This is a genomic window from Pseudomonas sp. RG1, from assembly GCF_025910115.1.
In the GTDB taxonomy this organism is placed as follows: domain Bacteria; phylum Pseudomonadota; class Gammaproteobacteria; order Pseudomonadales; family Pseudomonadaceae; genus Aquipseudomonas; species Aquipseudomonas atacamensis.
This window is the reverse complement of the sequence record NZ_JAPCIK010000025.1, coordinates 19,006-30,952: the sequence shown is the minus strand read 5'-3', so window position 1 is coordinate 30,952 and position 11,947 is coordinate 19,006. Positions and strand designations below refer to the sequence as shown.

Here is an 11,947-nt window from a genome sequence, read left to right as displayed (position 1 = left end):
CGCGGAGCGTCCCTAGAGGCATTCCCACGCAGAGCGTGGGAACGATCAACGGCAGCACAGGCAACCGGATTTTTCGCAACATCACTAAGGAAGGTCGTGGATGGATAACAACAATACCCCCGCGCAATCGGGTGGCCGCTTTGCCCTGAAAACCCTGACAGTCGCCATGCTCTGTGCCAGTGCGATGGCACAGGCAGCGCCTTACGTGGAGAACGGCCGCAGCGGCGATCCGTCGAGCTGGCGCAGCAATGAATTCAAGGCCGACTGGGGCCTGGGCGCGATCGGCGCGGATTACGCCTACGCCGCCGGCTACACCGGCAAAGGCGTGAAACTGGGCATCTTCGATCAGCCGGTCTACGCCGCGCATCCGGAGTTCTCTGGCAGTAACAAAGTCGTCACCCTGGTCACCAGCGGTATCCGCGAATACACCGACCCGTATATTCCGGTGAAAGCCGGCGACGCGTTCCGCTATGACGGTTCGCCCTCGGTCGGCTCCGACGGCAAGCTCGGCGCCCACGGCACCCACGTCGGCGGTATCGCTGCGGGCAGTCGCGACGGCGGGGTGATGCACGGCGTCGCATTCGGTGCGCAAATCATCAGCGCCGACAACGGCGACCCAGGCCCCGAAGATGGCATCGTGCGCGGCAACGACGGCGCGGTGTACAAGGCCGGTTGGGATGCGCTGATCGCCAGCGGTGCGCGGATCATCAACAACAGCTGGGGCATCGGCATCACCGACCGCTTCGACCTCGGCGGCCGCGATCCGGCGTATCCGCACTTCACCGTCAACGACGCGCAGTTGCAGTTCAACGAAATCCGCACGCTGCTCGGCACCAAACCCGGCGGCGCCTACGACGGCGCGATTGCCGCCGCACGCAGCGGCATCGTCACCATTTTCGCCGCCGGCAACGACTACAACCTGAACAATCCGGATGCCATCGCCGGCCTCGGCTACTTCGTTCCGGACATCGCGCCGAACTGGATCACCGTCGCCGCATTGCAGCAGAATCCGGACACCGCCAGCGCCAATCCGTACGTGATCAGCACGTTCTCCTCGCGTTGCGGCTACACCGCCAGTTACTGCGTCTCGGCGCCGGGCACCAAGATCTACAGCTCGATCATCGAAGGCACCAACTCCGACAACTTGACCACCGGCTACAAAAACTACAACGGCACCTCGATGGCCGCGCCACATGTGGCCGGTTCCATCGCGGTGTTGATGGAGCGCTTCCCGTATATGTCCGGCGATCAGGTCGCCAGCGTGTTGCGCACCACTGCGACCGACCTCGGCGCACCGGGCATCGACGCCTTGTACGGCTGGGGCATGATCAACCTGCGCAAGGCCATCGATGGGCCGGCGATGTTCGTCACCGAGCAGGACATTCCCGAGGAGTTCCGCGTACAGGGCGCTTACGGTTCCGGCCAGTTTGTCGCCGATCTGCCGGGCATCGGCGCGATCATCGATCAGGGCAAACCGACCGAGCGGGTGTGCAGCGATATCACGTGCGGCCTCGACACCTGGCGCAACGACATCGGCGGCCACGGCGGTCTGACCAAGCAAGGCATCGGCACCCTGGTGCTGACCGGCAATAACACTTACAGCGGCCCGACCCTGGTCAATCAGGGTCGACTGGCCATCAACGGTTCGCTGCAATCGGCGGTCACTGTCAACAATGGCGGCATCCTCGGCGGCAATGGCCGCATCGGCGCGCTGGCAGTGAACAGCGGCGGTACGGTGGCGCCGGGCAACTCCATCGGCACCCTGAACGTCGCCGGTGACGTGACCTTCGCGCCGGGTTCGACCTACGCCGTAGAGCTGTCGCCGACCAGCAGCGACCAGATCGTCGCGGGCGGCAAAGCCGTCATCGACGGCGCCACGGTGAGCCTGTCACTGGAAAACAGCCCGACCCTGCTCAGCACCGGCGAAGTGCAAAGCCTGCTCGGCACTCGCTACAACATTCTGCAAGCGGCGGGTGGCATTGAAGGGCGTTTCGGTCAGGTCTTGCCGAATTACGCCTTCCTTGGCGGCACTCTGGATTACTCGGCGGGCGGCATTCAGCTGGCGGTCGGGCGCAATGAGGCATCGTTCGCCAGCGTCGGTCTGACGCCGAACCAACGCGCCGTTGGTGCGGCTGCCGAGCGTTTGGGTGCGGGCAATGCGCTGTTCGAAAACCTGTTGCTGTCGCCCAACGCGGCGTCGGCGCAGCAGGCCTTTCAACAGCTGTCCGGCGAGATTCACCCGGCCATCGGCACGCTGCTGATCAACGACAGCCGCTACCTGCGCGAAGCCGTCGGCGAACGCCTGCGTGAGCGTGATCTGTTCAACGCCGATGCGCCGACTGATGAGCGCAGCAACGTCTGGGTCAAGGTCCTCGGCTCATGGGGCGAGAGTGATGGCGGGCACGACAATGCCGATTCCAATAGCTCCATCGGCGGGCTGCTGGCTGGTGTCGACGGACTGATTGCTGAAGATACCCGTCTCGGTTTCGTCACTGGTTACAGCGACAGCTCGTTGAGCATGGGCAGCGGCACGCATTCGTCGGCCTCGGTCGACAGCTACCACTTGGGTGCGTATCTGGGCCATGAAATCGACGCGTTGCGCCTGACCGTCGGCGGCGCCTACAGCTGGCATCGCATTGATGTGAAGCGTGATCTGCAGTTCGGCGACGTCAGCGGTAAACAGAAAACCAAACGTGACGCGAGCACCGCGCAACTGTTCACCGAGGCCACTTACGATCTGGGCCTGCAACCGATGAACCTGGAGCCGTTCGCCAATCTGTCCTACGTGCACCTCAACACCGACAGCTTCACCGAGAAGGGTGACGCTGCGGCGCTGAAGGGTGGTGAAGACAACCGCGACGTGGTGCTGTCGACCCTCGGCGTGCGCGCCAAGCGCAGCTTCGCTGTGTCGGACAAGCATCAGCTGGAACTCGGCGCCAGCCTCGGCTGGCAGCACAACCTGAGCAGCGTCGATGCCGACAGCCATCTGGCCTTCGCCAACGGCAACAGCGCCTTCACTGTGCAGAGCGTGTCGATGGATCGTGACGCTGCCGTGGTCGGCGTACGCGCCGGGCTGGCGCTCAATCGCGACGTGCGGGTCAACCTCGACTACAACGGCCTGATCGGCTCGAACGAGAAAGATCACGGCGTCGGTCTGACCCTAGACTGGCAGTTCTGAGGCGTAACCGGCAGCGCCTTGCGGGCTGCCGGTTTTTCAAGAAAAGGGAGCGCTGCTCATGGGATTGTTCGAGTACAAAAATCCAAATGTGCAGAAGATCCAAATGTGGGAGCGAGCAAGCTCGCTCCCACAGGTATGGCGTACACATGATCGTTCCCACGCTCTGCGTGGGAATGCAGCCGGGGACGCTCTGCGTCCCACAAGATCGCAGCCTTCGGCAGTTCCTACAGAGGCTGTGCACGATGTAATGAATGCTCCGGAGCCCCGCGCTCTGGCTGTGAGCTATCTCTGACAATTCCAACAACAAGAGAGGCAATGGCAATGGGTGTATACGACTACAAGAACTTCGGCACAGCCGATTCCGCGGCGCTGTTCAGCGATGCCATGGCGATCACGCTGTATTCCTATCACAACCTCGATAACGGCTTCGCCGCCGGTTACCAGCACAACGGCTTCGGCCTCGGTCTGCCGGCGACGCTGGTTACCGCGCTGATTGGCGGCACCGATTCGCAAGGAGTGATCCCCGGTATCCCGTGGAATCCCGATTCGGAAAAACTCGCCCTGGAGGCCGTGCAAAAGGCCGGCTGGACGCCGATCAGCGCCGCGCAATTGGGCTACGACGGCAAGACCGATGCACGCGGGACATTCTTCGGCGAGAAGGCCGGCTACACCAGCGCGCAAGTGGAAATCCTCGGCAAGTACGACGCTCAGGGTCACCTCACCGAACTGGGGATCGCCTTTCGCGGCACCAGCGGCCCGCGCGAAATCCTCATCGGTGATTCGATTGGCGACGTGATCAACGATCTGCTCGCGGCATTCGGCCCGGCCGATTACGCAAAAAACTACGTCGGCGAAGCCTTCGGCAATCTGCTCTACGATGTCGTCGCATTCGCCCGGGCCAACGGCCTCAGCGGCAAGGATGTGCTGGTCAGCGGCCACAGCCTTGGCGGTCTGGCGGTGAACAGCATGGCCGATCTGAGCGGCGGCAAGTGGGACGGGTTTTTCGCTGATTCCAATTACATCGCCTACGCCTCGCCGACGCAAAGCAGCGGCGACAAGGTGCTGAATATCGGCTACGAAAACGACCCGGTGTTTCGCGCCCTCGACGGCTCGACTTTCAGCAGCGCTTCAGTGGGCGTGCACGACGCGCCGCATGCCTCGACCACCGACAACATCGTCAGCTTCAACGACCACTACGCCTCGAACGCCTGGAACGTGCTGCCGTATTCGATCCTGAATATCCCGACGTGGATTTCGCACCTGCCCACTGGCTACGGCGACGGCATGACCCGCGTGCTGGAATCGAAGTTCTACGACCTGACCAGCCGCGACTCGACGATCATCGTCGCCAACCTGTCCGACCCGGCGCGGGCCAGCACGTGGGTGCAGGACCTCAACCGCAACGCCGAAACCCACAAAGGCAGCACGTTCATCATTGGCAGTGACGGCAACGACCTGATCCAGGGCGGCAGCGGCAATGACTATTTGGAAGGCCGCGCCGGCAATGACAGCTTCCGTGACAGCGGCGGCTACAACATCATTCTGGGCGGGCAGGGCAGCAACACCCTCGACTTGCAGCAGACGGTGAAGAACTTCGATTTCGCCAACGACGGCGCTGGCAACCTGTACATCCGCGATGCCGACGGCGGGATCAGCATCACCCGTGACATTGGCAGCATCGCCAGCAAAGAGCCGGGGTTTCTCTGGGGCGTGTTCAAGGACGACGTGCTGCACAGCGTCACGACCACGGGATTGAAAGTCGGCAGTAATCTCACCGCTTATGAATCGAGCGTAAAAGGCACGGCCAGTGCTGACATGCTCAAGGCGCATGCCGGCGGTGACTGGCTGTTCGGGCTGGAGGGCAATGATCATTTGCTCGGCGGTGCGGGCAATGACGTGTTTGTCGGTGGTGCTGGCAATGACCTGCTGGAATCGGGCGGCGGGGCGGATACGTTTCTGTTCAATGGCGCGTTTGGCCAGGATCGTGTGGTTGGCTATACGGCCGATGACAAACTGGTGTTTCTTGGCGTGGAGGGGGTGTTGCCGGGAGAAGATTTCCGCGCCCATGCGTCGGCGGTCGGGCAGGATACTGTGCTGACGTTTGGTGGGGATTCGGTGACGTTGGTAGGGGTGGCGCTGGGGAGTTTGAGCGCCGACGGGGTGGTTATCGCCTGAGGTTGATGCGGGGCCTGTGCCGGCCCCTTCGCGAGCAGGCTCGCTCCCACACTGGATCTGTGTCGTTCACAAATCTTTACCAGGAGCTGCCGAAGGCTGCGATGTGATCGTTCCCACGCTCCGCGTGGGAATGCAGCCCGGGACGCTCTGCGTCCCACTCGAGAGCCGAACGCGGAGCGTCCGTGGAGGCATTACTTTGCTGCGCATGGGAACGATCATTCAGGCCAAGTCAGTCTTCCTTGCGCACGGTCGCGACTTCATCGGCGCGAACCTTGACCTTGGCGCCGGAAATATCCTCGAACTCATAGAAACCGTCCTCGGTCTCGGTCTTCGGCATGTCCTCGGTCAGGTACTGGGTGCCGTTCTGCAACGTCACCACGGTCTGGGTCGAACAGCCGCCCAGCGCCAACAGGGCGGCGACCGCTACAGGAATGCCCAGCATCTTGATTTTCATACCCACCTCTGACTCCTTGCTTGAATGTGATTGCGGGCATTGTCGGCCCTGTAACGCGGTTGGTGCCAGCAGCGGCGGAAAAGTTCGATGGTGGCGCGAAAAAATGCCATTGATCTTTTTCCGTTTGCGCCGGGCAGGGCTGAGCTGTTATCTGTACGCATAACCAGTGTTCGCTTGCCGTGGCTTTGAATTCCCGTGACCTCCAACCCTCTCGACGATCCGTTCTATTACCTTAACAACTTCCGGCAAGTGCTTGATTGGCTTGGACTTCGCTATGCCGATGTGATGAGCGAGAGCGAGCACGGCTTCATCCGCGACTTCAACACGCTGCCGCAAGCCTCGCAGGGATTGCTGGTGCGCATGGTCATGCGCAAGGGCATTCACTTTCGCGCGAGCAAACTCAATTATCTGGAAATCGGCGACATTGCCGAGGCGGCGCAGCCGTTGCTCGACCACGGCTGGCTCGACGAACACGCCGTGCTGACGCTGGCGGAGCTGTTCGATGTCTTGCTCAAGGCCGAGCTCCTGCAAGCGTTCGGCTCTTTTATCGGTCAACCGAAAGGGCGCAAGGACGAGTGGCTGCCGGTGCTGACCGAACAGTTCACCGACGCGCAAACCCTGCGCGCCTGGGCCCCGCAACTGGCTGATCGGCTGTTCAGCCTGACCCTGATGGACCTGTGCGATCGCCTGCGCCTGATGTTCTTCGGCAATCTGTATCAGGACTGGTCGGAGTTCGTGCTGGCCGACCTGGGCATCTTCACTTATGAAAAAGTCGAGTTCTGCACCGACTCCCGAGGCCTGCGCAGCCGCGAAGACGTCGACGCCTGCCTGTTCCTGCATCAATGCCAGTTGCGCTTCGAAGCCGGTGAAGCGCTGGACGAGATCGTCGAACAGATCAACGCCGTGCAATTCGACAACCCGTGGCTGCGCCGCCGACAAGCCAAAGCGTTGTTCCAGATCGGCCAGTACGCCGAGCGCATCGGCGACTTTGCGCTGGCCCTGAGTGTTTACCGCGAGTGCGCTTATCCGGGCGCACGGCTGCGCATGATCCGTGTGCTCGAGCGTTGCGGTGAATATGCACTGGCGCTGGAACTCGGCACGCTGGCCGAACAGGCACCGCAAAGCGCGGCCGAGCAGCAAGGCTTGCAGCGCATCGTCCCGCGCCTGCGGCGCAAACTCGGTGGCCCGCCGCTCAAGCGTGCCAAGGCCCGAGAGGTCGAGCGCCTCGACTTGCACTTGCCGCGCATCGATCCGGCGCGGTCGGTGGAGTTTCATGTGCAAGCGCACTTGCACGCCGATGACGGCCCGGTGCATTACGTCGAGAACAGCCTGATCAATTCGCTGTTCGGCCTGTTGTGCTGGCCGGCGATCTTCGCGCCGTTGCCGGGTGCGTTTTTCCACCCGTTCCAGCGCGGCCCGGTGGATCTGCTCAGCGAAGACTTCCTCGAGCGCCGCGCCGAGCTGTTCCAGGCCTGCCTGGGCGAACTCGATGACGGCCGCTACGCCGAGACCATCCGCCAGCGCTTCGTCGACAAGTGGGGCATCCAGTCGCCGTTCGTGTTCTGGGGCGCGCTCAACGAAGACTTGCTGGAACAGGCGCTGGCCTGTCTGCCCGCCGAACACCTGAAACACTGGTTCAACCGATTGCTGCTCGACATCAAGGCCAACCGTGCCGGCATGCCGGACCTGATCCAGTTCTGGCCGCAGCACAAGACCTACCGCATGATCGAAGTCAAAGGCCCCGGCGACCGCTTGCAGGACAATCAGCTGCGCTGGCTGGAGTTCTGCCACGAGCATCAAATGCCGGTGGCCGTGTGTTACGTGCAATGGGCGGAGCAGAGCGCTTGAGCTACAGCGTTGCCGTGCGTGCACTGTGCGAGTTCACCGCCAAGACCGGCGACCTCGACCTGCGCTTCACCCCGTCACCGACCGCGCTGGAAGGCATCGTCGGCCATCGCACCGTGGCCTCGCGGCGCAGCGAGCAGTACCAGAGCGAAGTGGCGCTGCAAGGCGAATTCGGCGAACTGAAGGTCAAGGGCAGGGCGGATGGCTACGATCCGGCGCAAAACTGCCTGGAAGAAGTCAAAACCTATCGCGGCGACCTGAGCAAGCAACCGGTCAATCACCGCCAATTGCACTGGGCGCAGGCGAAAATCTACGGCTGGTTGATGTGCCAGAAACTGCAACTGCAGCAGATCAATCTGGCGCTGGTGTATTTCGACGTCGTCAGCGAAAAGGAAACCTGCCTGGTTGAATCCCACAGCGCCGAGTCGCTTCAGGGGTTTTTCGCGCAGCAGTGCGCTTTGTTCCTGCAATGGGCCGAGCAGGAAATGGCCCATCGCGAAGCGCGCAATCTGGCCGCGCAGCAACTGGCGTTCCCGCACGCGGATTTTCGTCCCGGCCAACGGCATCTGGCCGAATCAGTGTTCAAAGCCGTCAGCACCGGCCGCTGCCTCATGGCCCAGGCGCCGACCGGCATCGGCAAAACCCTTGGCACGCTGTTTCCGATGCTCAAGGCCTTGGCGCCGCAGCAACTGGACAAGGTGTTCTTTCTCACCGCCAAGACTCCCGGACGCAAGCTGGCGCTGGATGCCAGCCAGGTGTTGTTCAGGCAAACGCCGGACTTGCCGCTGCGGGTGATGGAAATGGTTGCTCGCGACAAGGCCTGCGAACACCCGGACAAAGCCTGTCATGGCGAATCCTGCCCGTTGGCCCAAGGTTTTTATGATCGCTTGCCGGCCGCCCGCGAAGCGGCCAGCCGCATCAACCTGCTCGATCAGGCGGCGATGCGCGAAGTCGCCGCGCAGCACAGCGTGTGCCCGTACTACCTGAGTCAGGAAATGTCCCGTTGGGCGGATGTGGTGGTTGCCGACTACAACTATTACTTCGACTTCAGCGCGCTGCTGTTCGGTCTGGCCCAGCTCAATCAGTGGAAAGTCGCGGTGCTCGCCGACGAGGCGCACAACCTGGTCGAGCGCGGCCGGCAGATGTACAGCGCCAGCCTCGACCAGTTCACCCTCGCCAGCGTGCGCAAAACCGCGCCCGCAGCGCTGAAGAGTGCCCTGCAACGGGTCAACCGCGAATGGAACGCGCTGCATGCGCCGCAACTGGCGGCGTATCAGGCGTACGACAAGGCGCCGGACAAGCTCCTGCACGCCATCTCGCTGTGTTGCGCGGCCATTGGCGATTACCTCAACGAACATCCGCAAGGCCTCGACAGCGGTCTGCAGAACTTCTATTTCGACTTGCTGCAATTTGCCCGGGTCGCCGAGCTGTACGACGAGCATTACCTGTTCGATATCAGCAAACGCGACCTCGACCGCAAGCGTCCACTGTCGCAACTGTGCCTGCGCAACGTGGTGCCGGCGGCGTTCATCGGCCCGCGCCTGACCGCGGCGCGCAGCAGCGTGCTGTTCTCGGCCACGCTGAGCCCGCGCAACTATTACGCCGACCTGCTCGGCACGCCCGCCGATACGGTGTGCATCGACGTCGAATCGCCTTTCAGCGCCGAGCAGTTGCAGGTGCACATCGTCAGCCAGATCTCCACGCGTTTTAACCATCGCCAGGCCTCGCTGGAGCCGATCGTCGAGCTGATCGCCCGTCAGTTCAGCGAGCGCCCGGGCAATTATCTGGCGTTCTTCAGCAGTTTCGATTACCTGCAACAGGTCGCGACCTTATTGGCCGAGCGCCATCCGCACATCACTCAGTGGCTGCAATCGCGGGGCATGGCCGAGGGCGCGCGGCAGGCGTTTCTCGACCAGTTCAGCGCCGACAGCCAGGGCGTCGGGTTTGCGGTGTTGGGCGGCGCGTTTGGCGAGGGCATCGATTTGCCCGGTGCGCGGTTGATCGGTGCGTTCATCGCCACGCTGGGGCTGGCGCAGCTCAACCCGGTCAACGAGCAGATGAAGCGGCGCATGGCCGCCATTTTTGGCGCCGGCTACGATTACACCTATCTGTACCCGGGCATGCAAAAAGTCGTACAAGCCGCCGGGCGGGTGATTCGCACCCGTGAGGATCGCGGCACGGTCATGCTGATCGACGACCGCTTTGCCGAGAGCCGCATCCAGCAACTGCTGCCGCGCTGGTGGGCGATCAAAAGCGAACCGGCGCTTTTCAAATCGACGGATTCACGCATACTTCAGCCCATGACAGTGGCTGGTGAGTGTGATGAGTGAGAACAACAGAACCGCAGCGATCGAAGACAGCCGTTTCCGGCTGTTGATCGACGCGGTTGTCGACTATGCGATCTACATGATCGACCCCGACGGTACCATCACCAGTTGGAACTCCGGCGCCAAACGCTTCAAAGGTTATGAAGAAGCGGAAATCATCGGCGAGCACTTCTCGCGCTTCTATACCCCGGAAGACCGCGCCAACGGCATGCCGCAACGGGCGCTGGACACAGCGATCCGTGAAGGTCGCTTCGAAGGCGAGGGCTGGCGCGTGCGCAAGGACGGCACGCACTTCTGGTCGCACGTGGTGATCGATCCGATCATCGACCCCAACGGCGAACTGCTCGGTTTCGCCAAGATCACCCGTGACCTCACCGACCGCAAAATGGCCGAGGAAACCCTCAAGCAAAGCGAACAGCAGTTCCGCCTGCTGGTGCAGGGCGTCACCGATTACGCGATCTACATGCTCAGCCCCGAAGGCTGCGTCAGCAACTGGAACCAGGGCGCGCAGCGCATCAAGGGCTATTTGCCGGAAGAGATCATCGGCCAGCATTTTTCGATTTTCTACACCCCCGAAGACCGCGAACTCGGCGAGCCGCAGCGTTCGCTGGAGATTGCCACCCGCGAAGGCCGCTTCGAGAACCGCAGCTGGCGGATGCGCAAGGACGGCACGCGCTTTCTTGCCCACGTAGTGGTCGATGCGATTCGCGGCGACACCGGCGCGTTGCTCGGCTTCGCCAAGATCACCCGCGATGTCACCGAGGCCCACGAAGCACAGCAGGCCCTGGAAAAGACCCGCGAGGCGTTGTTCCAGGCGCAGAAGATGCAGGCGATCGGCCAACTCAGCGGCGGTATCGCCCATGACTTCAACAACCTGCTGACGGTGATTCTCGGCAACCTCGAGATCGTGCAGAAACGCATCGGCGACGCGCCGAAAATCGCTCGACTGCTGGAAAACGCCACCCAAGGCGCCTTGCGCGGTGTGTCGCTGACCCAGCGTATGCTGGCCTTCGCCCGGCGCCAGGAACTGAAGACCGAATCGGTGGATATCCCGCAATTGGTGCAAGGCATCACCGGGCTGCTGCGCAGTTCGCTGGGGCCGGGGATTCGCATCGAAACACGCTTTCCCGACGACCTGCAGCCAGTGCTGGCCGATAGCAATCAGCTGGAACTGGCGATCCTCAATCTCGCCACCAATGCCCGCGATGCCATGCCCGACGGCGGCACGGTGATCATTCAGGCGCAAGCCGAAGTGGTGCTGGAACAAACTCATTCGACCCTCGCGGCGGGGCGTTACGTGTGTTTGAGCCTGATCGACAGCGGCGAAGGCATGGACGAAGCCACGCTGGCCTGCGCCCGTGACCCATTCTTCACCACCAAAGGCCTGGGCAAAGGCACCGGGCTGGGCTTGTCGATGGTGCACGGCTTCATCGAGCAGTTGGGCGGGCGCTTTATTCTGAAAAGCGAGAAGGGCCAGGGTACGGCGGCCGAGCTGTGGATTCCGGTAGCGCTTGAGCGTACGGCCAGTCGCCCGGCGTACAGCAACGCAGCGCCGATCGCAGTACCGCGACTCAGCGTGCTGGTGGTCGATGACGATTCGCTGGTGCTGACCAGCACCAGTCTGTTGCTGGAAGACCTCGGCCATCGCGTCATCGGCGCGACCTCCGGCGCCCAAGCGCTGGCGCTGTTCGATCAGGGCGAAGTCATTGATCTGGTGATCACCGACATGGCCATGCCAAAAATGAGCGGCGCGCAAATGGCCCATGCCTTGCGCATGCTCAAGCCGGATCTGCCGATCATTCTCGCCACTGGATATGCCGAACGTCTGGAAGGTTTTGCCGCTCAACTGCCGCGTCTGCCGAAACCGTTCACCCAAGCGAGTCTGGTGCAGATCATCGCCCAATCGATGAAGTGACGCGCTGGTCGATCCGGCTGAACTAGTGCTGACGCGTGCCTTTCCAAAAGTCT

At 62.3% G+C, this 11,947-nt stretch carries 6 protein-coding genes; 5 read left to right on the top strand and 1 reads right to left on the bottom strand.

What is annotated here, in order from left to right:
- Positions 1-100: 100 nt before the first annotated feature.
- Positions 101-3,178, top strand: coding sequence for an autotransporter serine protease (locus OK411_RS15735; protein WP_264365323.1), 3,078 nt, complete (start codon positions 101-103; stop codon positions 3,176-3,178).
- Positions 3,179-3,499: 321 nt separating this feature from the next.
- Positions 3,500-5,353 carry a polyurethanase gene (locus OK411_RS15730; RefSeq protein ID WP_217879909.1) on the top strand — a complete coding sequence of 618 codons (1,854 nt, stop codon included), beginning with the start codon at positions 3,500-3,502 and terminating at the stop codon, positions 5,351-5,353.
- A 229-nt stretch (positions 5,354-5,582) separates the two neighbouring features.
- Here OK411_RS15730 and OK411_RS15725 read toward each other — a convergent pair whose 3' ends face one another.
- Positions 5,583-5,807, bottom strand: coding sequence for a YgdI/YgdR family lipoprotein (locus OK411_RS15725; protein WP_016774830.1), 225 nt, complete (start codon positions 5,805-5,807; stop codon positions 5,583-5,585).
- A 195-nt stretch (positions 5,808-6,002) separates the two neighbouring features.
- Here OK411_RS15725 and OK411_RS15720 point away from each other — a divergent pair, with 195 nt between their 5' ends.
- The 3 genes from OK411_RS15720 to OK411_RS15710 are packed head-to-tail and all read left to right on the top strand — an operon-like array spanning position 6,003 to position 11,894.
- Complete coding sequence (locus OK411_RS15720; RefSeq protein WP_217878237.1) at positions 6,003-7,655, top strand: VRR-NUC domain-containing protein; 1,653 nt, start codon at positions 6,003-6,005, stop codon at positions 7,653-7,655.
- Entirely contained in the window at positions 7,652-9,982 is a 2,331-nt protein-coding gene (locus tag OK411_RS15715) for an ATP-dependent DNA helicase (RefSeq protein WP_264365322.1), read from the top strand. The genes OK411_RS15720 and OK411_RS15715 overlap by 4 nt, the downstream gene beginning before the upstream one ends.
- The gene (locus OK411_RS15710; protein WP_136492650.1) at positions 9,975-11,894 is read left to right on the top strand and encodes a PAS domain-containing sensor histidine kinase; all 1,920 of its coding nucleotides are present in this window, start codon (positions 9,975-9,977) and stop codon (positions 11,892-11,894) included. Before OK411_RS15715 ends, OK411_RS15710 begins: the two co-directional genes overlap by 8 nt.
- The last annotated feature ends 53 nt before the right edge of the window (positions 11,895-11,947 follow it).

Bases quoted from the DNA above. Each gene is read 5' to 3' on its own strand.
- OK411_RS15735 (WP_264365323.1), top strand. From the start codon at position 101: ATGGATAACAACAATACCCCCGCGCAATCGGGTGGCCGCTTTGCCCTG.
- OK411_RS15730 (WP_217879909.1), top strand. From the start codon at position 3,500: ATGGGTGTATACGACTACAAGAACTTCGGCACAGCCGATTCCGCGGCG.
- OK411_RS15725 (WP_016774830.1), bottom strand. From the start codon at position 5,807: ATGAAAATCAAGATGCTGGGCATTCCTGTAGCGGTCGCCGCCCTGTTG.
- OK411_RS15710 (WP_136492650.1), top strand. From the start codon at position 9,975: ATGAGTGAGAACAACAGAACCGCAGCGATCGAAGACAGCCGTTTCCGG.